This window comes from Streptomyces sp. NPDC047017 (genome assembly GCF_040644175.1).
In the GTDB taxonomy this organism is placed as follows: domain Bacteria; phylum Actinomycetota; class Actinomycetes; order Streptomycetales; family Streptomycetaceae; genus Streptomyces.
This window is the reverse complement of the sequence record NZ_JBEYVW010000013.1, coordinates 69,986-95,494: the sequence shown is the minus strand read 5'-3', so window position 1 is coordinate 95,494 and position 25,509 is coordinate 69,986. Positions and strand designations below refer to the sequence as shown.

Below are 25,509 nucleotides of genomic sequence, written 5' to 3'. Positions count from 1 at the left end.
ACAGCCCCCGCTGTCACGGGCCCTGGCGGTACAGCGCCCGTCGTCGCGGACGCCGCCGACACAGTCCCCGCCGGCACGGACGCCGCCGGCACAGCCCCCGCCGTCGCGGACGCCGGCGATACGGAGGCCGTGTGATGGCGACGATCAGCGCGGCCTCCGCCCGCCGTCCCGCCCTGCCCGCCGTGCTGAGACATCCCGCCGTCCGCAAGCTGGCGGTGCTCGCGGTCCTCGCCGCCGTGCTCGGCCCCCTCGCCCACGCCCGCTGGGCCGGGGCGGCCTGGCCGCACGCGCTGACGGTCGACCTCACCGGCCCCCTCACCCGCGCCAGCGGGTGGATCATCGACCACCGCGACACCCACCCGCTGTTCCTGTACTTCTTCGGCTACGTCAGCAACGCCGTCGTCCTGTGCGTACGCGCCGTGTACCTGTTCCTGCTGGCCGCCGGCTGGGCCGGGGTCACCGCGCTCGGCACGGCCGTCGCCTGGCGGCTGGCCGGAGTCCGCCTCGCGCTCGGCACGGCGGCGGCGTTCCTCGCGTGCGGCCTGCTCGGCATGTGGGTGCCCACCATGCAGACGCTCGCCCTGATGACGGTCGCGGTGCTCGCCTCGGTCGCCGTCGGCTTCCTGCTGGGCCTGGCCGCGGGCCTGTCCGAACGCACCGACCGCGCCCTGCGCCCGGTGCTGGACACCATGCAGGTGCTCCCGGCCTTCGCCTACCTGCTGCCCGTCGTCCTGGTGTTCGGCATCGGCGTCCCCGCCGCCGTCCTCGCCACGGTCGTCTACGCCGCCCCGCCCATGGCCCGCCTCACCGCGCTCGGCCTGCGCGGCGCCGACGCCGAGGTGCTGGAGGCGGTCGACTCCCTGGGCGCCACCGGCCGCCAGCGCCTGCTGACCGCCCGCCTCCCGCTGGCCCGCAAGGAACTCCTCCTCGGCCTCAACCAGACGATCATGATGGCGCTGTCCATGGCCGTCATCGCCTCGGTCATCGGCGCCGGCGGCCTCGGTGACCGCGTCTACCAGGCGCTCGCCTCCGTCGACGTGGGCGCCGCGCTGGCGGCCGGCATCCCGATCGTGCTGCTGGCCGTCGTCCTGGACCGCGTCACCGGCGCGGCGGGAACCGGCGGCCCGGACCGCGGCCGGGACAGCGGCGAGCCCGGCGCCCGCCCCCGGCTCCGTACCGCCGTGGCCGCCGCGGCCGCCGTGGCCGTCGCCCTGGCCGCCCGCCTGGCCGGCCGGCTCGACTGGCCCGCCGGCTGGAACGTCGCCATCGCCGAACCGGTGGACCGCGCCGTCGACTGGATGACCGCCCACCTGTACACCGGCGTCCCCTACCTGGGCGGCACCGCCGACTGGGCGGCCCACTTCACCACCTGGGTCCTCGACCCCGTGCGCTCCGGGCTGCAAGGGCTGCCCTGGTGGTCGGTGCTGCTGATCGTGGCCGCCCTGGCCTGGCTGATCGGCACCTGGCGCACCGCGCTGACCGCCACCGGCGCCATGGCCGCCATCGGCGTGCTCGGCGTGTGGCAGCCCTCCCTGGACACCCTCTCCCAGGTGCTCGCCGCCCTCGCCGTCACCCTCGTCCTCGGCTTCGCGACCGGCATCGCCGCTGCCCGCAGCGACCGCTTCGAACGGCTGCTGCGCCCGGTCCTGGACGTCTTCCAGACGATGCCGCAGTTCGTGTACCTGATCCCGGTCGTCGCGCTGTTCGGCGTGGGCCGCGCCCCGGCCGCCGCCGCGGCCGTCGTCTACGCCCTGCCCGCCGTCGTCCGGATCACCGCGCAGGGCCTGCGCCAGGTCGACCCGGCCGCCCTGGAGTCGGCCCGCTCGCTCGGCGCGACCAGCGCGCAGCAACTGCGCCAGGTGCAACTGCCGCTGGCCCGCCCGGCGCTGCTGCTCGCGGTCAACCAGGGTGTGGTCCTCGTCCTCGCGGTCGTCATCATCGGCGGCCTGGTCGGCAGCGGCGCCCTCGGCTATCAGGTCGTCTTCGGCCTGGCCCAGGGCGACCTGGCCACCGGCCTGGTCGCGGGCGCCGCCATCGTCTGCCTCGGCCTGATGCTGGACCGGGTGACCCAGCCGACCGGCCGCCGCGCCAAGAAGGGAGCCTGACATGGGCCGCCGTACCACGCTGACGGCCGCCGTGGCCGTCCTCGCGCTGACCTGCGGCTGCGGCGCCGCCGACATGACCCGCCAGGCGTCGCCGTTCGCCAACGCGCACGGTTCCAAGACCCTGACCCTGTCCGTGCAGTCCTGGGTCGGCGCCCAGGCCAACGTGGCCGTGGCGCAGTACCTGCTGGAGCACGAACTCGGCTACCGCGTCGACACCGTGCAGGTCGACGAGGTGCCCGCCTGGGACGCGCTCAGCCAGGGCCGGGTCGACGCCATCCTGGAGGACTGGGGACACCCCGACCAGGAGAAGCGGTACGTCCAGGACAAGCGGACCATCGCGCCCGGCGGCGACCTCGGGGTGACCGGGCACATCGGCTGGTTCGTCCCCACCTACCTGGCCCGCCGGCACCCGGACATCACCGACTGGCACAACCTGAACAAGTACGCCTCCCTCTTCCGCACCGCGGAGAGCGGCGGCAAGGGCCAGCTCCTGGACGGCTCCCCGTCCTACGTCACCAACGACAAGGCCCTGGTCAGCAATCTGAAGCTCGGCTATCAGGTGGTCTTCGCCGGTTCCGAGGCGGCGCAGATCACCCAGATCAAGCAGTTCGCCAAGGAGAAGAAGCCCTTCCTGACGTACTGGTACGCGCCGCAGTGGCTGTTCGAGAAGGTCCCCATGACCGAGGTGAAGCTGCCGCCGTACAAGGACGGCTGCGACGCGGACGCGGCGAAGGTCGCCTGCGCCTATCCGCGCACCCCGCTCAAGAAGTACCTCAACGCGGACTTCGCGAAGTCGGGCGGCAAGGCGGCGGCCTTCCTGAAGAAGTTCCGGTGGACCACCGAGGACCAGAACGAGGTCTCCCTGATGATCGCCGAGCAGAAGCTCAGCCCGCAGGAGGCCGCGAAGAAGTGGGTGGACAGCCACCCCGGCGAGTGGAAGAAGTGGCTGTCCTGAACCCGTTCCTCTTCCTCAGCCGGCGGCCCGCCCGGCACCGGCGAGGCCGTCGGCGATCTCCCGCAGCGCCGCGGCGGCCTTGCGCTGGAGGCCGGGGCCGAACGTGATCCGGGTGGCCCCGAGCGCGCCCCACTCGGCGGGCGAGGGGCCCTCGGCGGGGCCCTCGCCGGCCGGGCGGGCCAGTACGTTCAACGGGCCCTTGATCCCGGCCCGCAGCACCGGCAGCACGTCCGCCGGGGCGCCGATCGGATACACGCAGTCGGCGCCCGCGGCGATGTACAGCGCGGCCCGCTCCACGGCCCGCGCGGGCTCCGCGACCCCCCGGATGAACGTGTCCACGCGGGCGTTGACGAACAGCAGGCCGCCCGCCGCCGCGCACACCTCGGCCAGCCGGTCGGCGTGCCGGTGCGGGTCCTGGAGGACGCCGTCGCCGGAGTCCTCCAGGTTGCAGCCCACGGCGCCGGCCTCCAGGAGCCGTTCCACCAGCTCCGCCGGGGCCAGCCCGTAGCCGTCCTCGACGTCCGCCGACACGGGGACGTCCACCGCCCGGGTCACCCGGGCCACCGCGGCGAACATCTCGTCGGCCGGGACCGCGCCGTCCGCGTACCCGAGCGCGGCGGCGATGCCCGCGCTGGGCGTGGCCAGCGCCGGGAACCCGGCCTCGGCGAACACCCGGGCGCTGGCCGCGTCCCAGGGACCGGGCAGGACCAGGGGATCGCCCGGGGCGCGGTCGTGGTGCAGGGCGCGGAACGCCTCCACCGGGCTGCCCTCGGCGGGCGTTTCCACCGGGCTGCTCGTAGCGGGTGTTTCCACCGGGCTGTTCATGACGGGTGGCCTCCCGGCGGGGTGCGGCGGCTGACCATGAGGCGGTTCCAGCCGTTGATGGCGGTGATCAGGGCGACGAGATGGGCGAGTTGGGACTCGGTGAAGTGCCGGGCGGCCCGCTCGTACACCGCGTCCGGCACGAAACCGCCGGTGAGGACGGTGACCGCCTCGGCCAGGGCGAGCGCGGCCCGTTCGCGCTCGGTGTAGAGGTCCTCGGTCTCCTCCCAGGCGGCCAGGAGCTGGAGGCGGTCCTCGCGCTCGCCGTGCTCGCGGGCCACCCGCAGATGCATGTCCAGGCAGAACGCGCAGTGGTTGAGCTGCGAGGCGCGGATCACGACCAGTTCGGCGAGGAGCGGGTCGCCCAGCCCCTGCTTGGCGGCCGCGCTCAGCGCGGACATCGCCCGGGAGACCCGCGGGTCGAGGAGCTGGGTACGGCTCACTTGTGCTGCCCCGGCTGGTAGTGGCCGGGCGTCATCCGGGTGGTCACGCCGAACCGGTTCCACGCGTTGATCACCGCGATCGCGGCGATCAGCTGGGCGAGTTCGGCCTCCTCGAAGTGCTGGGCGGCCCGCTCGTACACCGCGTCCGGGACGAAGCCGTCGGTCAGCACGGTGACCGCCTCGGTCAGCTCGATCGCGGCGAGTTCCTGCTCCGTGTAGAAGTGCCGCGACTCCTCCCACGCGCTGAGCTGCACGATCCGCTCGACGCTCTCGCCCGCCGCGAGGGCGTCCTTGGTGTGCATGTCCAGGCAGAACGCGCAGTGGTTGAGCTGCGAGGCGCGGATCTTCACCAGCTCGCACAGCCGGGGGTCCAGCCCCTGCCGGGCGGCGGTGTCCAGCCGGATCATCGCCTTGTACACCTCGGGGGCGTGCTGGGCCCAGCGCATCCGGGGCGCGTGCTCGGTGGCGTACTGGTCGTCCTCGTTCCCGTGGTGGTGCTCGTGGCGGTGCTCGTGCTCGGCGGGTCCCTGTTCCGTTTCCGTACTCATGTCCTCGACCCTAGGCGCGAAGCGTCCCAGGGGTATGGTCCATTTCCATGGCGAGAACATGGGCCACTCTGGGCATCGACCTGCATCTGGAACCGGCAGGACCGGGCGTGCGGCGCGGGCTGACCGACGCCCTGCGCGAGGCCGTCCGCACCGGCCGGCTGACCCCTGGCACCCGGCTGCCCTCCTCCCGCAGCCTCGCCGCCGACCTGGGCATCGCCCGCAACACCGTCGCCGACGCCTACGCCGATCTGGTCGCCGAGGGCTGGCTCACCGCCCGCCAGGGCTCGGGCACGCACGTCGCCGACCGCGCGCCTTCGGCCCCGCCCACCGGTCCGGCCCGCCCGCCCCGCGCCCGCGCACGCCCCCTGCACGACCTCCGCCCCGGCGCCCCGGACCTGGCCTCCTTCCCGCGCGCCGCCTGGCTCAAGGCCGCCCGCCGCGCACTGACGGCCGCCCCCAACGACGTACTCGGCTACGGCGATCCGCGCGGCCGCCCCGAACTGCGCGCCGCTCTCGCCGGCTACCTCGCCCGGGTGCGCGGGGTGCGCGCCGACCCCGGGCACATCCTGGTGTGCGCGGGCTTCCCGCACGCCCTGCGCATCCTCGGCGAGGTGCTGCGGGGGCGCGGCGCGCGCACGGTGGCCGTCGAGTCGTACGGCCTCGACGTGCACTGGGACGTACTGGCCCGGGCGGGCCTTGGCACCCGCCCGCTGCCGTTCGACGCACGCGGCACGGTCACCGAGGCGGCGGCGGACGCCGACGCGGTCCTGCTCACCCCCTCGCACCAGTTCCCGATGGGCGTGGCCCTGCCGCCGGACCGGCGGGCCGCCGTCACCGGCCGGGCGCGGCGCACCGGCGGCCTGATCCTGGAGGACGACTACGACGGCGAGTTCCGCTACGACCGCCAGCCGGTCGGCGCCCTCCAGGGCCTGGACCCCGACCACGTCGTCTACCTGGGCACCGCGAGCAAGTCCCTGGCCCCCGGGCTGCGCCTGGCCTGGATGGTCCTGCCGCCGTCCCTGGCCGAGGAGGCCGCCGCCGCCAAGGGCCCCATGGAGACCTGCGGGGTCCTCGACCAGCTGACCCTCGCGGAGTTCATCACCTCCGGCGCCTACGACCGGCACGTGCGCGCCGCCCGGCTGCGCTACCGGCGCCGCCGGGACGCCCTGCTCGCCGCCCTCGCCGCGCACGCCCCCGGCGTCCGCCCCACCGGCATCGCCGCCGGCCTGCACGCGGTCCTGCGGCTGCCGCCGGGCACCGAGGCCACCGTGGTCCAGGCGGCGGCCTGGCAGAACCTCGCCCTCTACGGCCTCGCCCGCTTCCGCCACGACCACTCCACGACCACCCCCCTGGACGCCCTGGTCGTCGGCTACGCCACCCCACCCGACCACGCCTGGCCGTCGGCCCTGGACGCCCTGTGCCGCGTACTGCCGTGAGGACCGCCGGGCGGGGGTACGGCGACGCCTGCACGGGACGCGGTGCGGAGGCGGCCCGTGAGGGCGATCCCGGCACCGCGGCCGCCTCCCGGGGCCGGTCCGCGCGGCGGCACGACCGCGAGGGCGGCGGAACCGCCGTGGCCGAACGGCCGGAAGGAGAGCCGCAGGACCTCATGACCGCCTCCCGGCAGGTCTGTCCGGCGCCGCCATCGCGCTGGCGGCCGGGTGGCGTGACGGCTCGCGCCAGGGGGGGCGGCGGGCTCGCCGGGGCGGCATCGGGCAGTGCGCGTCCGCCGCGTCTCGGTGAGATCCGTGCGGGGCGGCGGCACGACCGCGACGGCGGCGGGACGCGCGACGGCAGGTGCCGTGGTGGCGGCGCCCTCGCCGGGTGGTCCGCGTCCGCGCTCCCGGGAGGCCTGTGCGGCGGTACGCCCCGGGCTCCGGCTGAGCCGCGTGTCGGCAGTACCGCGCTCCCGAGAGGCCCGTGTGGTGGTGCGGGTGGGGTTCCGGCCGGGCCGGGTGTTGGCCAGTACCGTGCTTCCGGGAGATCTGTGTGGTGGTGCGGGTGGGGTTCCGGCCGGGCCGGGTGTCGGCAGTACCGCGCTTCTGGGAGGTCCGTGTGGTGGTGCGGGTGGGGTTCCGGCCGGGCCGGGTGTTGGCCAGTACCGCGCTCCCGGGAGGTCCGTGTGGTGGTGCGGATCGGGTTCCGGCCGGGCCGCGTGTCGGCAGTACCGCGCTCCCGGGAGGCCCGTGCGGCGGTACGACCGGGGCCCCGGCCGAGCCCCGCGCCGACAGCACCGCGAGCCCGGCGAGCCGCGCGGCGCCCCGGGCCGCGACAACACCCGCGGTGCGGTCGTCCGGTGCGGGCCCAGGGCCGACCGCCGGTCGCCGTCCCACACCCGCCCGCGCACTGCGGCGGCGCCCGCAGGGCCCCCGCGCGGTCGCGGGACCGCCATGGCCGAGCGGCCCGCGGCCCGCGGCCCGCAGCCCGAGGCCCGAGGCCCGCAGCCCGCGGCCCGCAGCCCGAGGCCCGAGGCCTGCGGCCCGCAGCCCGAGGGGGGAGCCGCGGGCTCAGGCGTCCGCCGAGGCCGTCTCCTCCGCCGGGGCCTCGCCGAAGCGGGCCAGTGCCAGCGCCGCGGCCACCGCCACCGCGAAGCCCAGCACCGCGAGCCAGCCCAGCCCCTCGCGGGTGCGGTCGCCCAGCCACACCACGCCGATGGCCGCCGGGCCGAGCGTCTCGCCGAGGACCATGCCGGCGGTGGCCGTCGTCACCGAGCCGCGCTGGAGGGCCGAGGTGAGCAGCAGGAAGGCCGCGCCGCCGCCCAGGACCAGGCCGTACGCCGCCGGGTTGGTGAACAGCGACGCCGGGGCGAGCGAGTCGACCAGCCGCACGGTCACCTCCACCACGCCGAAGCCGCACCCCGCGCCCAGCCCGAGCACCAGCGCCCGCCCGCGCTCCGGCAGCCGCCCGGCGACCACGCCGAGCGCGAGCACCGCGAGCCCGGCACCGAGCATCGCCCACTTCAGCGCCGTCGAACCGGCCCGGTCGCCCTCCGCCCCCGACGCCAGGCCCAGCATGGCCAGCCCCGCGCAGACCACGGCCACCGCACCCCACTCCGTGCCGCTCAGCCGCACCCCCAGCAGCCGCGCCGCGGCCACCGCCGTCACGGCGAGACTCGCGGCCAGCGCCGCCCCGACCACGTAGATCGGCAGCGACCGCAGCGCCACGATCTGCAGCACGAAACCGAGCCCGTCCAGCGCCAGGCCCAGCAGATACCGCCACTGCCGCAGCGCCCGCAGCAGCAGCGCCGCCGCCCCGCCCGGACCCGGGCCCCCCTCCGCGTCCGCCGCGGACCGGGCGGCGACCGCCTGGAACACCGTCGCCGTACCGAAACACACCGCCGCGCCGAGCGCGCACACCATTCCCAAGAGCACGCTGTGACTCTAGGCGTTGTCCTGACTTTCCCGTCCCCCCGCCCAACTTTCCCGTCCCCCGCCCACCGCGAGGGCGGCCGGAAGCCGGGGTGCCCTGGAGTCCGTTCTTACCTTTCTCTAGGCTGGCCGTCGAAATCCGGCCGCGCGCACCGGGCCGATGGCCGAAGGCAACGGGGAGAACCAGACATGGCGGACACACGCCGGAGACTTCGCTCGGGCACGGTCGTCCTCGGTGGGGTGGGGCTGCTGGCCGCCGCGCTCACCTCCTGCTCGTCCGCGCCGGACAAGCGGTGCGTCGACCGCGGCAGCTACAACGCCGCCAAGGGCTACAAGGTCGTCGCCGACAAGAACTGCAAGTCCACGAAGACGACCGGCAACGGAGCCTGGTACTACGGCGGCAAGAAGAAGAGCGGCTGGGTCGACGGCGGCTCCTTCACCGCCCCCCGCAAGGGCTCCTCCTCCAGCAGCCACAGCAGCCACCACAGCGGCTCGTACGGCGGCGGCTCCGGCGGAGTCGACCGCGGCGGCTTCGGCGGCGGCCACGGCAGCTCCGGCGGCTGAGCCCGGCATGGAACGCCGTACGATCACCCCCCGCCCCGGCTGGCAGCAGACCGTCGAGGCCCAGGGCCTGATCTACCCGCTCACCCGCCACCCCGACGACTCCCTGCGCCCCTACTGGGACGAGAGCGCCTACTACGCCTTCACCCTGCCCGAGGTGGAGGCGCTGGAGGAGACCGTCGAGGAACTGCACACCATGTGCCTGGCCGCCGCCGGCCACATCGTCACCGCCGGTCGCTTCGCCGACCTCGGCATCACCGACCCGCGGGTCGCCGGGGCCGTCGCCGAGTCCTGGCAGCGGCGCGCCGAACTCCCCTCCGTCTACGGCCGTTTCGACCTCCGCTACGACGGCACCGGCCCGGCCAGGATGCTGGAGTACAACGCCGACACGCCCACCTCCCTGGTCGAGGCCGCCTCACCGCAGTGGTTCTGGATGCAGGACCGTTTCCCCGGCGCTGACCAGTGGAACTCCCTGCACGAACGGCTCGTCGACGCCTGGCGCGCCCAGGCCCGCCTGCTCCCGCCGGGCAGCCCGCTGCACTTCGCGCACTCCGCCGAGGACGAACTCGGCGAGGACCTGATGACGGTCGCCTACCTCAAGGAGACCGCCGAGCAGGCGGGCCTGGCCACCGACTGGATATCCATGGAGGAGATCGGCTGGGACCCGCTGTCGGGCCGGTTCGTCGACAACGGCCTGCGCTTCATCCGCGGCATCTTCAAGCTCTACCCCTGGGAATGGCTCACCACCGACCGCTTCGCCGGGCACGTCCTGGACACCCTCGACAACGGCGGCGGCACCGGCTCCACCCTGTGGATCGAGCCCGCCTGGAAGATGCTGCTCAGCAACAAGGCGCTGCTGGCGATCCTCTGGGAGCTGTACCCGGGCCACCCCAACCTGCTCCCCGCCTATCTGGACGGCCCCCGCGAACTGGCCGCCACCACCGGCTACGTCGCCAAGCCGCTGCTCGGCCGCGAGGGCGCCGGAGTGACCGTGCACGAACCAGGCTCCTTTGCCCCCGCCCCGCGCGACGAGCCCTGCTGCTACCAGGCGCTCGCCCCGCTGCCCGCCTTCGACGGCAACCATGTGGTGCTGGGCGCCTGGGTCGTCGCGGACGAGTCCGCCGGGCTCGGCATCCGCGAGTCGTCCGGCCTGATCACCGACGAGTACGCCCGCTTCCTCCCGCACGTCATCCTCTGAACCCCGTCCGCGTCCTCTGAGCCCTGTCTGCCCTTTTGAGACTTCCGGTGCCTTCTGCGCGGCCGTACCAGCCGGACCGGAACCCCAGGTCTCAACCGGCGGCTCAATGAAACAATGGAGGTCACAGGCCCCGACCCCGCCCGATGGGAGACGACGGACGTGAAGTTCCTGCTGGAGGTCACCGTGGACGACGCGCAGCCGGCCGAGCAGAAGGCCCGCGAGCTGGGCCGCATCCTGCGCTACTGGGGCGGCAACCTGCACCACTACGCCCTGGAACCCGGCGACGGCTCGGCGATCCACGACTCCGCCCACCGGGAGGTCGGCGCCTGGCGGCTGGCCGCGGACGCCTGACGCGCTCCCGGGGCCGCTCGGACTGCTCGGGCCGCGCGGACTGCTCGGCCGCGCGGGCCGCTCGCATGGTGGACGCCGCAGCGTCCACCCACGGCCCGGCCGGTAGGCTGACGCACGGGCCGTGACTGGCGCGCTGGGATGGGACGGACCATCGGGGAGCGGCCCGAGCGGGAAACTGTGCCGTGCGCCTGGGCCGCACCGTGAACGCCGAACGCCCCCGTCCGGAGGTCCCCGAAGATGTCTGCGCCCCTGTCCAACGAGTCCACCGCCTTCCGCGCCGCCCTCGACGTGGTCCGCGCCGTCGAGCCGCGCGTCGCCGACGCCATCGGCCAGGAGGTCGCCGACCAGCGCGAGATGCTCAAGCTGATCGCCTCCGAGAACTACGCCTCCCCGGCCACCCTGCTGGCCATGGGCAACTGGTTCAGCGACAAGTACGCCGAGGGCACCGTCGGCCGCCGCTTCTACGCCGGCTGCCGCAACGTCGACACCGTCGAGTCGCTCGCCGCCGAGCACGCCCGCGAACTCTTCGGCGCCCGCCACGCCTACGTCCAGCCGCACTCCGGCATCGACGCCAACCTCGTCGCCTTCTGGGCGGTCCTCGCCCAGCGCGTCGAGCTGCCCGCCCTGGAGAAGGCGGGCGCCCGCCAGGTCAACGACCTCTCCGCGCAGGACTGGGCCGAACTGCGCCGCGCCTTCGGCAACCAGCGCATGCTCGGCATGTCCCTGGACGCCGGCGGCCACCTCACCCACGGCTTCCGCCCCAACATCTCCGGCAAGATGTTCGACCAGCGCTCCTACGGCACCGACCCGGCCACCGGCCTGATCGACTACGAGGCCCTGCGCGCCTCCGCCCGCGAGTTCAAGCCGCTGATCATCGTCGCCGGCTACTCCGCCTACCCCCGCCTGGTGAACTTCCGGATCATGCGCGAGATCGCCGACGAGGTCGGCGCCACCCTCCTGGTGGACATGGCGCACTTCGCGGGCCTGGTCGCGGGCAAGGTCCTCACCGGCGACTTCGACCCGGTGCCGCACGCGCAGATCGTCACCACCACCACCCACAAGTCGCTGCGCGGCCCGCGCGGCGGCATGGTGCTGTGCGACGACTCCCTCAAGGACCAGGTCGACCGCGGCTGCCCGATGGTCCTGGGCGGTCCGCTGCCGCACGTCATGGCCGCCAAGGCGGTCGCCCTGGCCGAGGCCCGCAGGACCTCCTTCCAGGACTACGCGCAGCGCATCGTGGACAACGCCCGCGCCCTCGCCGAGGGCCTGCTGCGGCGCGGCGCGACCCTGGTGACCGGCGGCACCGACAACCACCTGAACCTGATCGACGTCGCCTCCTCCTACGGCCTCACCGGCCGCCAGGCCGAGGCCGCGCTCCTCGACTCCGGCATCGTCACCAACCGCAACGCGATCCCGGCCGACCCCAACGGCGCCTGGTACACCTCCGGCATCCGCGTCGGCACCCCCGCCCTGACCACCCGCGGCCTGGGCACCGCCGAGATGGACGAGGTGGCCGGCCTGATCGACCGCGTGCTGACCGCCGCCGAGCCCGGCACCACCGGCAAGGGCACCCCCTCCAAGGCGCAGCACGTGCTCGACGCGAAGATCTCCGACGAGATCTCCCGGCGGGCCACGGATCTGGTGGCCGGCTTCCCGCTCTACCCCGAGATCGACCTGGGCTGACGGCTCCGGAACGGGGCGCGGGGAACCGCGCGGGCGGCCACGGCGGCCCGCGCGTCCCCGCGCCCCGCGCCACCCCCGCCGCGCGGCCCGATCCCGCCCCGGCCGATGAGAGAATGGGCCCCATGGCCTCCGTCGACCGCCCCCGCGTACTTTCCGGAATCCAGCCCACCGCAGGCTCGTTCCACCTCGGCAACTACCTCGGCGCCGTCCGCCAGTGGGTGGAGCTGCAGGAGTCCCACGACGCGTTCTACATGGTCGTCGACCTGCACGCGATCACCGTGCCGCAGGACCCGGCCGAACTGCGCGCCAACACCCGGCTGGCCGCCGCCCAGCTGCTGGCCGCCGGTCTCGACGCGGAGCGCTGCACCCTCTTCGTGCAGAGCCATGTGCCCGAGCACGCCCAGCTCGCCTGGGTGATGAACTGCCTCACCGGCTTCGGCGAGGCGTCCCGGATGACCCAGTTCAAGGACAAGTCCGCCCGCCAGGGCGCCGACCGGGCCTCCGTCGGCCTGTTCACGTACCCGGTCCTCCAGGTCGCCGACATCCTGCTCTACCAGGCCCAACAGGTCCCGGTCGGCGAGGACCAGCGCCAGCACGTCGAGCTGACCCGCGACCTCGCCGAGCGGTTCAACGGCCGCTACGGCGAGACCTTCACCGTCCCCTCCGCCTACATCCTCAAGGAGACGGCGAAGATCTACGATCTTCAGGACCCGGCGATCAAGATGAGCAAGTCGGCGTCCACGCCCAAGGGCCTGGTCAACCTGCTGGACGACCCGAAGACCACCGCGAAGAAGGTCAAGAGCGCGGTCACCGACACCGACACGGTGATCCGCTTCGACCGGGCGACCAAGCCCGGCGTGAGCAACCTGCTCTCCATCTACTCGACCCTCACCGGCGCCGCCGTCGACGCACTGGAACAGAAGTACGAGGGCAAGGGGTACGGGGCGCTCAAGACGGACCTCGCCGAGATCGTGGTCGACTTCGTGACGCCGTTCCGCGAGCAGACCCAGCAGTACCTGGACGACCCGGAGACGCTGGACTCCCTGCTGGCCAAGGGCGCGGAGAAGGCCCGCGCGGTCGCCGCGGAGACCCTCTCGCAGGCGTACGAGCGGGTGGGCTTCCTGCCCGCCAAGCACTGACGGCGCACCACGGCTCACCGCCGCCCGGGGCAGAGCGCTGCACATCACTGTGCCCGCGCCTGCCCGCGGGCCGTCCGTGGCCGTACAGTCGATAGCCGGACGGCCGGGACGAAACGGCCGGCGACGCGACAGGAGCCGAAGACGCCCGGCACGACGGCCACGACAGCGCAGACCACCGGCACGACGACAGGAGACGACGTGGGGACCGTAACGATCGGCGTGTCGATCGCGGTCCCGGAGCCTCACGGCAGCCTGCTCCAGCAGCGGCGCGCGGGCTTCGGCGACACCGCGGCGCACGGTATCCCCACGCACGTCACGCTGCTGCCGCCCACCGAGGTGGAGGCCGCCGCGCTGCCGGCCGTGGAGGCCCATCTGTCCGAGGTGGCCGCGGCCGGGCGCCCGTTCCGGATGCGCCTGAACGGCACGGACACCTTCCGGCCGCTGTCGCCGGTGGTGTACGTCCGGGTGGTCCAGGGCGCCGAGGCGTGCGCCCGGCTCCAGGCGCGGGTCCGCGACGCGTCCGGGCCGGTGCCGCGCGAACTCCAGTTCCCGTACCACCCGCATGTCACGGTGGCGCACGGCATCGACGAGGCGGCGATGGACCGCGCCCACGAGGAGCTGGCCGGGTACGCGGCGCAGTGGACCTGCACCGGTTTCGCCCTGCACCAGCAGGACCCCGACGGCACCTGGCACAAACTGCGCGACTTCCCCTTCAGCGGCCCCCCCACCGTGCCCCCCCAGGCAGCCCCCACCCAACACGACACGCTGCCCACCCGCTAGCCCTGGCCGCCCCGCCGGTCCGCCGACCCCCGAGGTCCGGGCCCGCCGCGAGCCGGCCCCGGCCCGCCACCCGCCGACCCTGGCCCGCTGCCCGCTGGCCCTGGCCAGCCGCCAGTCGGCTCCGACCCACTGCCCGCCACCCGCTGCCAGCCGGTCTCGGCCCGTTGGCCCCCGGCCCGCCGCGTGCCGACCCTGGCCTGCCGCCAGCCGGTCCAGGCCCGCCGCCCGCTGACCCTGGCTCACTGTCTGTCGGTCCCGGCCCGCCAACTGCCGCCTACGGCCCGCCGGGCCCGCTGGCTCCGCCCGGCCGGCCCGGTCGACCCGCTGCCCCCGGCCCACCGGTCCGGGCCCGCCCAACACGACACGCTGCCCACCCGCTAGCCCTGGCCGCCCCGCCGGTCCGCCGACCCCGAGGTCCGGGCCCGCCGCGAGCCGGCCCCGGCCCGCCACCCGCCGACCCTGGCCCTGGCCAGCCGCCAGTCGGCTCCGACCTACTGCCCGCCACCCGCTGCCAGCCGGTCTCGGCCCGTTGGCCCTCGGCCCGCCGCCTGCCGACCCTGGCCTGCCGCCAGCCGGTCCAGGCCCGCCGCCTGCCGACCCTGGCTCACTGTCTGTCGGTCCCGGCCCGCCAACCGCCGCCTACGGCCCGCCGGGCCCGCTGGCTCCGCCCGGCCGGCCCGGTCGACCCGCTGCCCCCGGCCCACCGGTCCGGGCCCGCCCCTCCCACCGCCCACGGCCCAGCGGGGCTGCCGGCTCCGCCCGGCCGACCGGCCGGCCTCGACCGGTCGGTGCCCGGCCGACCCGCTGGCCCCGGCCCACCGCCCACCGGTCCGGGCCCACCGCCCACGGCCCAGCGGGCCCGCCAGCTCCGCCCGGCCGGTCCCGGCCCGCCGCCCATCGACCCCGGACCACCGCCCCCAGCCCGGCGGGTCTCCTACAGCGGTAGTCGTCGATACACCGCGCGTGGCAGGTGGCGCAGGGCCGAGGTGACCAGTCGCAGGGCCCCGGGCACCCACACGATCTCCGAGCGCCGGCGCAGGCCCAGTTCGACGGCGGTGGCGATCTCCTCGGGTGTGCTGGTGTACGCGGGGGCCCGGCGGGCGGCCGCCGGGCCGGGGCGGACGGACCCGGGGCGTACGACCATGACGTGCACGCCGGTGCCGTACAGCGCGTCACCCAGGCCCTGCGCGAAGGCGTCCAGGCCGGCCTTGGCGGAGCCGAAGACGAAGTCGGCGCGCCGGGCCCGCTCGCCGGCCGCCGCGGAGAGCACGACCAGCGAGCCGTGCCCCTGGTTCTGCAGCTCCCGCCCGGCCACCAGCGCCGCCGACACCGCCCCGGTGTAGTCGGTCTGCGCGACCCGCACCGCCTCCAGCGGCTCCCGCTCGGCGTACGCCTGGTCGCCCGCCACCCCGAAGGCGAGCAGCACCATGTCGACGCCGCCCTCCGCGAAGACCTTGCCCAGCGCGGTCGCGTGCGACCCGGGATCGAGCGCGTCGAAGTCCACGGTGCGCACCTCGGCGCCGAGCGCGCGCAGGTGCGCCGCGGCCTCCTGGAGCGCGGGCGAGGGGCGGCCGGCCAGCCACACCGTGCGGGTGCGGCGCGCGATGAGCCGCCGTGCGGTGGCCAGCGCGATCCGCGACGTGCCGCCGAGGACGAGCAGGGACCGGGGGAGGTCGGACAGCCGCAGCAGAGCGGTGGGACCGGTGGCTTCCTTCACGGCAGACGACTGTATCGTCCGGTTATGGGCGGTTCGCCGCAGAAACGCGGTGTTGGCGCGCCCCCGGAGCGGGCACAGTCGGATCATGGACTGGCTGAAGAACCTCCCCGTCGTCGGCCCGTGGCTGACCCGGCTGATGCGCACGCACGCGTGGCGGTCGTACGAGCGTCTGGACCGGGTGAAGTGGACCCGGCTGGCCGCGGCGATGACGTTCGTCAGCTTCGTGGCGCTCTTCCCGCTGCTCACGGTGGGCGCGGCCATCGGCGCCGCCACCCTCAGCACCCACCAGCAGCACACGCTCCAGGACAAGATCGCCCAGCAGTTCCCGGGCCTGGGCGGCGAGTTGGACATCAACACCCTGGCGCAGAACGCCGGCGCGGTCGGCGTCATCGCGGGCGCCGCCCTGCTGTTCACCGGCGTCGGCTGGGTCGGCCAGATGCGCGACTGCCTGCGCGCAGTGTGGGAACTGGCCGACCCCGACGAGAACCCGCTGCTGAACAAGGTGAAGGACGCGGGCATCCTGGTCGGCTTCGGCGGCGCGGTGGTCGTCACCCTCGCCGTCTCCACCATCGCCTCGGCCGCCGTCGGCGACCTCGCGCGCCACATCGGCCTGGACGAACACGGCTGGGGCAGCCTGGTGCTGCGCGTCGTGGCGTTCGTGGTCGCCGTGCTCGCCGACTTCCTGGTGCTGCTGTACGTGCTGACCCTGCTGCCCGGCGCCGAGCCGACGCGCCACCGGCTGCTGGTCGCGGCACTGCTCGGCGCGGTCGGCTTCGAGCTGCTGAAGCTGCTGCTCAGCGGCTATATCCAGGGCGTGGCGGCGAAGAGCATGTACGGCGCGTTCGGCGTCCCCGTCGCCCTGCTGCTGTGGATCAACTTCACCTCCAAGCTGGTGCTGTACTGCGCCGCCTGGACGGCGACGCCCAGCAAGGAGGAGGACCCGGGCCCGGCGGACGGCGCCCCGCTCAGGGGCGGGACCGGCGGCGCATCAGGTCCGGCAGCGGCCAGCGCCGGTTGACCAGGAAGGCGGCGGCGGCCAGCACGGCCAGCGCGCCCGCGGCGATGCCCAGCGCGATCCCCATGCCGGTGGAGCCGCCCCCGCCGGTGCTCGCGGCCTGCGCCGCGCCCCCCTTGCCGGCCGGCGCCGTCGCCCCCGGCTCGCCGCCCGCCGGCCCGGCGCCGCGCGGCGCGGCCAGCTCACCCACCGGACGCACCTTGCCGGCCGCCTGGAAGCCCCAGTCGAACAGCCGGGAGGTCTCCTTGTAGACCTCGTCGCGCTCGGTGTTCTGCGGGTTCATCACCGTCACGAGCAGTACCCGGCCGCCGCGTTCGGCGACGCCGGTGAAGGTGTTGCCCGCGTGGGTGGTGTAGCCGTTCTTCACGCCCGCGATGCCCGGGTAGACGGGCAGGCCCGCGTCCCCGCTCAGCAGCCGGTCGGTGTTCTGGATCTCGAAGGAACCCCGGGTGGCCTTCCCCTTCTTGTCCTTCTTGGTCTCGCCGGGGAACTGGGCCCGCACGGTCGAGCAGTACTCGCGGAAGTCCTTCTTCTGCAGCCCCGAGCGCGCGAACAGGGTCAGGTCGTAGGCGGAGGAGACCTGGCCGGGCGCGTCGTAGCCGTCCGGGCTCACCACGTGCGTGTCCAGCGCCTGGAGGTCCTGGGCGTGCGCGTTCATGTCCTTGACGGTCTGGGCGACGCCGCCGTTCATCGCGGACAGGACGTGCACGGCGTCGTTGCCGGAGCGCAGGAAGACACCGAGCCACAGGTCGTGGACCGAGTAGGTCTCGTTCTCCTTGACCCCGACCTGGCTGGAGCCGTCGCCCATGCCGGCCAGGTCGGCGGGTGCGACCTTGTGCGTCCGGGTCTTCGGGAGCTTGGGCAGGACGGTGTCGGCGAACAGCATCTTGAGGGTGCTGGCCGGGGGCAGCTGCCAGTGCGCGTTGTGGGCGGCGAGCACGTCGCCGGACTCGGCGTCGGCCACGATCCAGGAACGCCCGGTCAGCTCCTTGGGCAGCACGGGCGCGCCGCCGGCCAGCTCGACCTGCGTGCCCGGCTGCCCGAGCCGGGCGCCGCCCACGGTGGACATACGGGCCGGGGGAGCGACGGTCGGAGACGTTCTCGGCGTCGGCGCGGCGAGGGCGGCGGGCCCGGTCAGCGCCGCGGACAGCAGGGCGGCGGAGGCGACCAGCAGGGTGCGCCGGGCGGTCCCGGCGGTCCGTGACGTGTCCCCACCCCGGCCACGCAGCCCGGTGCCCGGCAGCGATACTGAGGGTATGAAGCTCAGCCGCCCCGTCTCCTGGTTCCTGCTCGCCTTCGGGGTGTGGAGCTGGATCATCTGGGTCACTTTCGTCAAGAATCTCGTCAAGGACAGCAGTGGGCTCGCCTTCGACGACGGGCACCCCACGGCGTACTTCTGGGTGCACCTCACGCTGGCCGTCGTCTCCTTCGTATGGGGGACGGTCATCGGGGGCCTCGGGTTGCGCGGACTGCGCGCACTGCGCCGGACGTCATAGCCCCAGGCCAGGACGGCGCAACGGAAAAAAACCGACAAAAGGGATATTCAGCGCAATGCTGAGGACCGGCTGAGAATATCCTGTGAAACAAACCGACAACACTTCTTCATAACGTCTTTTCATCCCCTCCCAGATCCTCTTCCCGGGGCTCGGAGACGTGTGATTAGGTGGCGGCGCCACTGAGTGCCGTGGCATATGCACAGCGGCCCGTGAGGGGCCTGGGGAGGGCATCACCGATGCGGTCGGTTCGCATGCGGATTCTGTTGACGCTGCTGGTACTGGCGGTCGTGGGCGTGGGTGGCTGGCAACTGCTGCCGTCGCAGGGTGACAAGAACAAGACGATCAAGGTCGGCACCACCGACGCCGTCACGGCGCTCGACCCGGCCGGCGCCTACGACGCCGGCTCCTGGGCCCTGTACAGCAACGTCTTCCAGTCCCTGCTCTCCTACGCGCCCGACGGCACCTCGCCGGTGCCGGACGCCGCCAAGGAGTGCGGCTTCCTCAAGGGCGGACTGCGCACCTACCGCTGCGAGCTGCGTGACGGACTCACGTTCCCGAGCGGCCGGACCATGACCGCCGAGGACGTGAAGTACTCCTTCGACCGGGTCAAGAAGATCAACTCCAAGGTCGGCCCGGCCTCCCTGTTCTCCACCCTCGGCTCGGTGGACGCGGACGGCATGACCGTCACCTTCCACCTGTCCAGCCCGGACGCCACCTTCCCGTTCAAGGTCGCCACCGGCGCCGGTTCCATCGTCGACCACACCCGCTACGCGCTGGACGCGGTGCGCACCGGCACCGAGGCCGACGGCACCGGCCCGTACCGCCTGAGCGGGTACGCCAAGGACAAGAGCGCCGACCTCAAGCCCAACGGCTCCTACGAGGGCGCCAACAGCGGCTCCGGCCGCCCGGTCCAGATGCTCTACTACACCGAGGGCAGCGCGCTCGACAAGGCGTGGCAGGACAAGCAGGTCGACGTCGCCACCCGCACGCTCCCCCCGAAGGTGCTCGCCGCCCTCAACCCGAGCGACCCCAGGCAGCGCGTCTCCGAGTCCGACAGCTCCGAGACCCGCAACCTGTACTTCAACACCCGCGCCTCCTCGCCGCTGCACGACACCGACGTCCGCCGCGCCATCGCCTGGCTGATCGACCGTCAGGCGCTCGCCTCCACTGTCTACGACGGCACCGTCGACCCGCTGTACTCGCTGGTCCCGGCCGGCATCACCGGCCACACCACGGCGTACTTCGACGCCTACCCGGCGCAGAGCGCCGACCAGGCCCGCAAGCTCCTGAGGGAAGCCGGCGTGTCCACCCCGGTGCGCTTCACCTACGGGTACGGCGCCGGGCGCGGCGCGGGCGCCGAGGAGGCCGCGGAGATCAAGCGGCAGCTGGAGGCGAGCGGCCTGTTCAAGGTCGACGTCAAGCCGTACGAGTGGACGGACTTCCAGAAGCAGTACACGGCCGGGAAGATCGACGCGTGGGCGGTCGGCTGGGTCGCCGACTACCCGGACCCGGACACCTTCGGCAGCCCGCTGGTCGGCACCGGCTCCAGCCTGAACACCGGCTACAGCAACAAGACCGTCGACCACCTCATCGCCGACAGCCAGCAGTACGCCGACCGCAGCCGCGTCTCCGACGACTTCCGCGACCTGCAGGACCAGGTGGCCAAGGACGTCCCGCTGATCCCGCTGTGGCAGCAGAAGGAGTACGTCGTCACCACCGAGGACATCGGCGGCGGCCAGTACCTCTCGGACGCCACCGGCGTGTTCCGCCTGTGGAAGCTCAGCTGGATCTGACGGTCAGCCCGGCCTGGAGGATCCCGGTCACATCGAGGGTGACCTCGGCACCGATGCTCTTGGGCAGGGTGACGGACTCACCCGGCGAGTAGGGGCGGTGGTGGTCGTAGTCCGCCCCCGCCGGGTCCGTCAGGACGTGCAGACGCTGGTGCTCACGGTCCACGATGACGTAGATCGGGACCTTGGCACTGGCGTACGCCCTGACCTTGTCCCGCAGATCCGTCTTCCAGTTGCTGGAGGTGACCTCCAGGACGAGACGGAAGCAGGCGGGATCGTAGCTGTTGCTCTCGACGAGGTGGTCGTCGATGTCGGCGTCCACGACGGCCAGATCGGGAATCGCGAAGTCCTCCTTCCCGGTCGGCAGCCAGAGTCCGACCCCTTCGAAGACCTCGGTCTCCCCGCCGTCCAGTCCGGCGGCAGCGAAGAGGCGCCTCAGCCTGGACAGAGCGCGGGCATGAGGCGCGTTGGGGGGCGGGGACACGAGGATCTGGCCTCCGATGATCTCGACACGATTCCCCGGGTTGTGCTCCATGAGCCGGTTGGCCTCAGCGGTCAGCGGACGGTCTCCGTGCGGCTGCTCGACGGCTGCAGCGGACATCAGGTGCCTCCCGTGGGCTGGTGTCGAGAACATCATGGTAGGCAGCGCAGCCCGCCCGTGTCCCCTTCGCCTCGCGTCACCCGAAAGTGATCACGCGCCCCCGCGCCGCTCGGCCGCCGGATCCGGCAGCGCCTTCGTCATGCCCGGCAGGAAGTCCGTGAACAGCTCGTGCACCTCCAGCACGAGCGGGCGCAGGACCCGGAACCGGGCCAGTGCCACGCCCCGCGCGGTCAGCCGCGCCCCCCGCTCGGCCAGCCGGTAGCTGCGCTCGCGGCCCTCGGTGCGGTCGAACACCCAGTACAGGACCAGACCCATCTGGGCGAGCCACATCAGCTCGGGCAGCGCCTCGCGCAACTCCGCCGGGACCTTGGTCCGCGCCCCGCGCAGCACGTCCTTGTGGACGCTGACCGCCTCCGCGCGGGCGTGCTCGGACTCGGGGGAGAAGGGGCTGAGCGGGCTGTCCGGGTCGGCGGCGTTCTTGAAGAACTGCACGGCGAACTCGTGGTACGGCGTGGCGATGTCCAGCCAGGTCCGCAGCACGCCGGCGAGCCGCGCCTCCAGGCCGGTCTCCCGCGCCAGGACCTCCCGGACCGCCTCCTGGTGCTCGGTGGCGATCCGGTCGTAGAAGCCCTGGATCAGGTGCTCCTTGCCCGCGAAGTAGTAGTAGGCGTTGCCGACGGAGACCCCGGCCTCCTGGGCGATGGCCCGCATGGTCGTCTTGTCGTAGCCGCGTTCCTGGAACAGCCGCATGGCCGTCTCCAGGATGAGGGCGCGGGTCTGCTCGGATTTGCTGGGGTTCTCGGGCACGTCCAGAGCCTAGTCAGTGGCCCCGGGAACCCCACCGGGCGGTGGCTCAGGGGCGGCGGCCCAGCTCCGGGCGCTTGGTGTAGTCGGTGAGGCCGAGGACGTTGCCCCAGGGGTCGGCGATCTCCACGGCCCAGCCGGTCGCCACCGCGGACGGCTCGTCGAGCGGGGTGATCCCGGCCGCCGCCAGCGCCCGGGCCGCCGCGCGGGCGTCGGGGACCTCAAGCCACAGCCGCGGGGTGTGCCACGGCGGCGGACGGTGCCCGAGGGCCTCCTCCTTGCGCAGCAGGATCCCCGGTGTCTCGCCGCCCACCTTCAGCAGCGCGATGCCCGCCTCGTCCAGCCGGAACGCCACCGCGAACCCGGCCCGCTCGTAGAAGCGGACCGCCTCGCCGAGATCGCCCACGGCCAGCAGCACGTTGTCGAACCCGAGCAGCTCGTACGACTCGTCATCTGACATGCGATCAGATTAGGTACGGCCGGGCCGGGCGGCCGGGGCGGGCGGCAGCGACCGACCGTGAGGTCACCTGTCCGGACGCCGCACGCCGCACGCCGGAGGGCCCCGCTCCTCACGGGAGCGGGGCCCTCGGACACGTACCGGCGGACCGGACGGGTCGGATGTCAGAAGCGCCGGGTGATCAGCGCCCGCTTGACCTCCGCGATCGCCTTCGTGACCTCGATGCCGCGCGGGCAGGCGTCGGTGCAGTTGAAGGTGGTGCGGCAGCGCCAGACGCCGTCCTTGTCGTTCAGGATCTCCAGCCGCTGCTCACCGGCCTCGTCACGGCTGTCGAAGATGAAGCGGTGGGCGTTGACGATGGCGGCCGGACCGAAGTACTGGCCGTCGTTCCAGAACACCGGGCAGGAGGAGGTGCAGGCCGCGCACAGGATGCACTTCGTCGTGTCGTCGAAGCGCGCCCGGTCCTCGGCCGACTGCAGCCGCTCACGCGTCGGCTCGTTGGTGTCCTTCGTGATCAGGAAGGGCATCACGTCCCGGTACGCCTGGAAGAACGGCTCCATGTCGACGACCAGGTCCTTGAGGACCGTCAGGCCCTTGATGGGCTCGACCGTGATCGGCTTGTCCGGGTTGATGTCCTTGATCAGCGTCTTGCAGGCCAGCCGGTTCTTGCCGTTGATCCGCATGGCGTCCGAGCCGCAGATGCCGTGCGCGCAGGAACGGCGGAAGGTGAGCGTGCCGTCCAGGTCCCACTTGATCTTGTGCAGACCGTCGAGGACGCGCTCCTTGGGGTCGATCTCCAGCTGGAAGTCTTCCCAGACCGACTCCGCCGAGACCTCCGGGTTGAACCGGCGGACGCGGAACGTGACGGTGACGTAGGGGGAGTCGGCGAAACCCGGCTCGGGCTGCCCGGCCGCTTCCGCCTTGTCCAGAACAGGGGTTGCCATCAGTACTTACGCTCCATCGGCTGGTAGCGGGTCTGGACGACCGGCTTGTAGTCGAGACGGATGGATTCGGACCCGTCGGCGCCGACCTCGCGGTACGCCATGGTGTGGCGCATGAAGTTGACGTCGTCGCGGTTCGGGTAGTCCTCGCGGTAGTGACCGCCGCGGGACTCCTTGCGGGCCAGGGCGGAGACCGCCATGACCTCGGCCAGGTCCAGCAGGTTGCCCAGCTCGACGGCCTCCAGGAGGTCGGTGTTGAACCGCTTGCCCTTGTCCTGGATCGCCACGTTCCGGTAGCGCTCGCGCAGCTCGGCGATCTTCTCGACCGCGGTCTTGATCGTCTGCTCGGTGCGGAACACCATGACGTTGGCGTCCATGGTCTCCTGCAGCTCGCGGCGCAGCTCCGCCACCCGCTCGGTGCCCGTGGCGGACCGCAGGCGCTCGATCTGCCCGACGACGAGCGAGGCCGGGTCCTCCGGCAGCTCGACGAAGTCCGCCGTGTGCGCGTACTCGGCGGCGGCGATGCCGGCCCGCTTGCCGAAGACGTTGATGTCCAGCAGCGAGTTGGTGCCCAGGCGGTTGGCGCCGTGCACGGACACGCAGGCGACCTCGCCGGCCGCGTACAGGCCCGGCACGACGGTGGTGTTGTCCGCCAGGACCTCACCCTCGACGTTGGTCGGGATGCCGCCCATGGCGTAGTGCGCGGTGGGCTGGATCGGGATCGGGTCCGTGTAGGGCTCGATGCCGAGGTAGGTGCGCGCGAACTCGGTGATGTCGGGCAGCTTGGCGTCCAGCTGCTCCGGCGGGAGGTGCGTGAGGTCGAGGTAGACGTGGTCGCCCTCGGGACCGCAGCCGCGGCCCTCGCGGATCTCCGTGTAGATCGAGCGGGACACGACGTCACGGGACGCCAGATCCTTCATGACGGGAGCGTACTTCTCCATGAAGCGCTCGCCGTCCTTGTTGCGCAGGATGCCGCCCTCGCCGCGGGCGCCCTCGGTGAGCAGGATGCCCATGCGCCAGATGCCGGTCGGGTGGAACTGGAAGAACTCCATGTCCTCCAGCGGCAGCCCGCGCCGGTACACGGCCGCCTGGCCGTCGCCGGTCAGCGTGTGCGCGTTGGAGGTCACCTTGAAGAACTTGCCGGTGCCGCCGGAGGCGTAGATCACGGACTTCGCCTGGAAGACGTGGATCTCGCCGGTCGCCAGCTCGTACGCCACGACACCGGCCGAGCACCGGACGCCGTCGACCTCGGTGATCAGCTGGTCCAGGACGTAGAACTCGTTGAAGAACTCCACGCCCTCCTTGACGCAGTTCTGGTACAGCGTCTGGAGGATCATGTGGCCGGTGCGGTCGGCCGCGTAGCAGGACCGGCGGACCGGGGCCTCGCCGTGGTTGCGCGAGTGACCGCCGAAGCGGCGCTGGTCGATCGTGCCGTTCGGGGTCCGGTTGAACGGCAGGCCCATCTTCTCCAGGTCGAGGACCGAGTCGATGGCCTCCTTCGCCAGGATCTCGGCGGCGTCCTGGTCGACCAGGTAGTCACCGCCCTTGACCGTGTCGAAGGTGTGCCACTCCCAGTTGTCCTCCTCCACGTTGGCCAGCGCGGCGGCCATGCCGCCCTGCGCGGCGCCCGTGTGGGAGCGGGTGGGGTAGAGCTTGGTCAGGACCGCGGTGCGGCTGCGCTTGGTCGCCTCGATGGCGGCACGCATACCGGCACCGCCGGCGCCGACGATGACGGTGTCGTACTTGTGGATCTTCATCAGGATTTACCTCGGTCCCGTGGCCTAGCGGATGTTCGGGTCGAAGGTGAAGATCACCAGCGTGCCCAGCAGGATGGTCCACACCGTGGCGGTGTAGAGCAGCGCCTTCAGCCACAGTCGGGTGTTCGCGCGCTCCGCGTAGTCGTTGATGACCGTGCGCAGGCCGTTGCAGCCGTGCAGCATCGCCAGCCACAGCATCAGCAGGTCCCAGACCTGCCACCAGGGCGAGGCCCAGCGGCCCGCGACGAACGCGAAGCCGACCTTGGAGACACCGCCGTCCAGCACGAGCTGGATCAGCAGGTGGCCGATGACCAGGACGACGAGCACGACGCCGGACAGCCGCATGAACAGCCAGCCGTACAGCTCGAAGTTGCCCCGGGTCGAGCGCGGGGTCTTCTTGGTGCGCTTGCGCGGGGCCTCGATGAACGGCGCCGGGTTGTCGACGTTGTAGGAGGCGCCCTCGACCGGGCCGACGCCGGAAGCGGGGGATTCAGTGGTGGACATGCGCGTCAGCTCCCGAAGACGACACGAGCGGCGTGGCCGAGGACGGGGTAGATCGCCCCGAGCATGAGCACGACCCAGACGCCGACGACGGTCCAGAGCATCTGCTTCTGGTAGCGGGCGCCCTTGGCCCAGAAGTCGACGGCGATGACACGCAGGCCGTTGAGCGCGTGGAAGAGGATGGCGGCGACGAGGCCGTACTCCAGGCACGCGACGATCGGGGTCTTGTAGGTGGCTACGACCTTGTCGTAGTCCTCGGGTGACACGCGGACGAGTGCGGTGTCCAGCACGTGAACGAACAGGAAGAAGAAGATGAGGACGCCGGTGACTCGATGAGCCACCCAGGACCACATTCCTTCCCGGCCGCGGTACAGCGTTCCAGCCGGCACGGAAGAACCCTCCGGGAGCGGGGACTAGGGCCGCGCCGGCTTCGGTGTCGGTCGGGCCCGGCCGGGTACGGTCCACCGGCCCCCAGCA

Annotated in this window: 25 protein-coding genes and 1 riboswitch; of the genes, 12 read left to right on the top strand and 13 right to left on the bottom strand. The window is 73.0% G+C overall.

Annotation, left to right across the window (positions count from 1 at the left end; all coding sequences use genetic code 11):
- Positions 1-134 precede the first annotated feature (134 nt).
- Together ABZ858_RS22105 and ABZ858_RS22100 are read left to right on the top strand one after the other, a co-directional pair.
- Positions 135-2,105 carry an ABC transporter permease subunit gene (locus ABZ858_RS22105; RefSeq protein ID WP_361381084.1) on the top strand — a complete coding sequence of 657 codons (1,971 nt, stop codon included), beginning with the start codon at positions 135-137 and terminating at the stop codon, positions 2,103-2,105.
- 1 nt (position 2,106) lies between these two features.
- Complete coding sequence (locus ABZ858_RS22100; protein WP_361381081.1) at positions 2,107-3,060, top strand: ABC transporter substrate-binding protein; 954 nt, start codon at positions 2,107-2,109, stop codon at positions 3,058-3,060.
- Between the two features lie 15 nt (positions 3,061-3,075).
- On the opposite strand, the gene ABZ858_RS22095 is transcribed toward ABZ858_RS22100, so the two are convergent.
- From ABZ858_RS22095 to ABZ858_RS22085, 3 genes are read right to left on the bottom strand one after another with little or no spacing between them, the layout of a single operon-like run.
- Entirely contained in the window at positions 3,076-3,885 is an 810-nt protein-coding gene (locus ABZ858_RS22095; RefSeq protein WP_361381078.1) for an isocitrate lyase/phosphoenolpyruvate mutase family protein, read from the bottom strand.
- The gene (locus tag ABZ858_RS22090; protein ID WP_361381075.1) at positions 3,882-4,325 is read right to left on the bottom strand and encodes a carboxymuconolactone decarboxylase family protein; all 444 of its coding nucleotides are present in this window, start codon (positions 4,323-4,325) and stop codon (positions 3,882-3,884) included. The genes ABZ858_RS22095 and ABZ858_RS22090 overlap by 4 nt, the downstream gene beginning before the upstream one ends.
- Positions 4,322-4,771 carry a carboxymuconolactone decarboxylase family protein gene (locus tag ABZ858_RS22085; RefSeq protein ID WP_361381529.1) on the bottom strand — a complete coding sequence of 150 codons (450 nt, stop codon included), beginning with the start codon at positions 4,769-4,771 and terminating at the stop codon, positions 4,322-4,324. The genes ABZ858_RS22090 and ABZ858_RS22085 overlap by 4 nt, the downstream gene beginning before the upstream one ends.
- A gap of 149 nt (positions 4,772-4,920) precedes the next feature.
- Here ABZ858_RS22085 and ABZ858_RS22080 point away from each other — a divergent pair, with 149 nt between their 5' ends.
- Positions 4,921-6,309 (top strand): PLP-dependent aminotransferase family protein, encoded by a 1,389-nt coding sequence (locus ABZ858_RS22080; protein ID WP_361381071.1) that lies wholly within the window; start codon positions 4,921-4,923, stop codon positions 6,307-6,309.
- A 1,071-nt stretch (positions 6,310-7,380) separates the two neighbouring features.
- Here ABZ858_RS22080 and ABZ858_RS22075 read toward each other — a convergent pair.
- Positions 7,381-8,232, bottom strand: coding sequence for a hypothetical protein (locus ABZ858_RS22075; RefSeq protein WP_361381526.1), 852 nt, complete (start codon positions 8,230-8,232; stop codon positions 7,381-7,383).
- A 198-nt stretch (positions 8,233-8,430) separates the two neighbouring features.
- On the opposite strand from ABZ858_RS22075, the gene ABZ858_RS22070 reads away from it, so the two are divergent.
- From ABZ858_RS22070 to ABZ858_RS22045, 6 genes are all read left to right on the top strand, one after another.
- A complete protein-coding gene (locus ABZ858_RS22070) occupies positions 8,431-8,805 on the top strand; it encodes a hypothetical protein (protein WP_361381068.1) in 375 nt (124 codons plus the stop codon).
- Positions 8,806-8,812: 7 nt separating this feature from the next.
- Entirely contained in the window at positions 8,813-10,000 is a 1,188-nt protein-coding gene (locus ABZ858_RS22065; protein ID WP_361381065.1) for a glutathionylspermidine synthase family protein, read from the top strand.
- 159 nt (positions 10,001-10,159) lie between these two features.
- Entirely contained in the window at positions 10,160-10,351 is a 192-nt protein-coding gene (locus ABZ858_RS22060; protein WP_361381523.1) for a hypothetical protein, read from the top strand.
- Between the two features lie 111 nt (positions 10,352-10,462).
- Positions 10,463-10,552, top strand: a riboswitch (ZMP/ZTP riboswitch).
- A gap of 36 nt (positions 10,553-10,588) precedes the next feature.
- Positions 10,589-12,034 (top strand): glycine hydroxymethyltransferase, encoded by a 1,446-nt coding sequence (locus ABZ858_RS22055; RefSeq protein WP_361381062.1) that lies wholly within the window; start codon positions 10,589-10,591, stop codon positions 12,032-12,034.
- A 122-nt stretch (positions 12,035-12,156) separates the two neighbouring features.
- Positions 12,157-13,173, top strand: coding sequence for a tryptophan--tRNA ligase (gene trpS, locus ABZ858_RS22050; protein ID WP_361381059.1), 1,017 nt, complete (start codon positions 12,157-12,159; stop codon positions 13,171-13,173).
- Positions 13,174-13,371: 198 nt separating this feature from the next.
- The gene (locus ABZ858_RS22045) at positions 13,372-13,953 is read left to right on the top strand and encodes a 2'-5' RNA ligase family protein (RefSeq protein ID WP_361381056.1); all 582 of its coding nucleotides are present in this window, start codon (positions 13,372-13,374) and stop codon (positions 13,951-13,953) included.
- 934 nt (positions 13,954-14,887) lie between these two features.
- On the opposite strand, the gene ABZ858_RS22040 is transcribed toward ABZ858_RS22045, so the two are convergent.
- Positions 14,888-15,670: an SDR family NAD(P)-dependent oxidoreductase gene (locus ABZ858_RS22040; protein WP_361381053.1), complete on the bottom strand. Its 783-nt coding sequence runs from the start codon at positions 15,668-15,670 to the stop codon at positions 14,888-14,890.
- A gap of 85 nt (positions 15,671-15,755) precedes the next feature.
- Between ABZ858_RS22040 and ABZ858_RS22035 the strand changes: the two genes are divergently transcribed.
- Positions 15,756-16,688 carry a YihY/virulence factor BrkB family protein gene (locus tag ABZ858_RS22035; RefSeq protein ID WP_361381050.1) on the top strand — a complete coding sequence of 311 codons (933 nt, stop codon included), beginning with the start codon at positions 15,756-15,758 and terminating at the stop codon, positions 16,686-16,688.
- On the opposite strand, the gene ABZ858_RS22030 is transcribed toward ABZ858_RS22035, so the two are convergent.
- Positions 16,636-18,003, bottom strand: a complete 1,368-nt coding sequence (locus ABZ858_RS22030) for a D-alanyl-D-alanine carboxypeptidase (RefSeq protein ID WP_361381047.1) — start codon at positions 18,001-18,003, stop codon at positions 16,636-16,638. The two genes, ABZ858_RS22035 and ABZ858_RS22030, sit on opposite strands and share 53 nt — an antisense overlap.
- Here ABZ858_RS22030 and ABZ858_RS22025 point away from each other — a divergent pair.
- The gene (locus ABZ858_RS22025; RefSeq protein ID WP_361381044.1) at positions 17,942-18,181 is read left to right on the top strand and encodes a hypothetical protein; all 240 of its coding nucleotides are present in this window, start codon (positions 17,942-17,944) and stop codon (positions 18,179-18,181) included. The two genes, ABZ858_RS22030 and ABZ858_RS22025, sit on opposite strands and share 62 nt — an antisense overlap.
- 251 nt (positions 18,182-18,432) lie before the next feature.
- On the top strand, positions 18,433-19,974 hold the full coding sequence (locus ABZ858_RS22020; RefSeq protein ID WP_361381041.1) for an ABC transporter substrate-binding protein: 1,542 nt from the start codon (positions 18,433-18,435) through the stop codon (positions 19,972-19,974).
- Here the strand turns inward: ABZ858_RS22020 and ABZ858_RS22015 are convergent.
- The 7 genes from ABZ858_RS22015 to sdhC form a co-directional block, all read right to left on the bottom strand.
- Complete coding sequence (locus ABZ858_RS22015; RefSeq protein WP_361381038.1) at positions 19,961-20,572, bottom strand: Uma2 family endonuclease; 612 nt, start codon at positions 20,570-20,572, stop codon at positions 19,961-19,963. The genes ABZ858_RS22020 and ABZ858_RS22015 overlap by 14 nt on opposite strands.
- A 90-nt stretch (positions 20,573-20,662) precedes the next feature.
- A complete protein-coding gene (locus tag ABZ858_RS22010; protein WP_361381035.1) occupies positions 20,663-21,379 on the bottom strand; it encodes a TetR family transcriptional regulator in 717 nt (238 codons plus the stop codon).
- A gap of 46 nt (positions 21,380-21,425) precedes the next feature.
- Positions 21,426-21,836, bottom strand: coding sequence for a VOC family protein (locus tag ABZ858_RS22005; protein ID WP_361381032.1), 411 nt, complete (start codon positions 21,834-21,836; stop codon positions 21,426-21,428).
- 161 nt (positions 21,837-21,997) lie between these two features.
- Positions 21,998-22,777, bottom strand: coding sequence for a succinate dehydrogenase iron-sulfur subunit (locus ABZ858_RS22000; RefSeq protein WP_361381029.1), 780 nt, complete (start codon positions 22,775-22,777; stop codon positions 21,998-22,000).
- Complete coding sequence (gene sdhA, locus ABZ858_RS21995; RefSeq protein ID WP_361381026.1) at positions 22,777-24,531, bottom strand: succinate dehydrogenase flavoprotein subunit; 1,755 nt, start codon at positions 24,529-24,531, stop codon at positions 22,777-22,779. Before sdhA ends, ABZ858_RS22000 begins: the two co-directional genes overlap by 1 nt.
- A gap of 24 nt (positions 24,532-24,555) precedes the next feature.
- Entirely contained in the window at positions 24,556-25,035 is a 480-nt protein-coding gene (locus tag ABZ858_RS21990) for a succinate dehydrogenase hydrophobic membrane anchor subunit (RefSeq protein ID WP_361381023.1), read from the bottom strand.
- A 5-nt stretch (positions 25,036-25,040) separates the two neighbouring features.
- Positions 25,041-25,421 (bottom strand): succinate dehydrogenase, cytochrome b556 subunit, encoded by a 381-nt coding sequence (gene sdhC, locus ABZ858_RS21985; RefSeq protein ID WP_361381020.1) that lies wholly within the window; start codon positions 25,419-25,421, stop codon positions 25,041-25,043.
- Between the last annotated feature and the right edge of the window lie 88 nt (positions 25,422-25,509).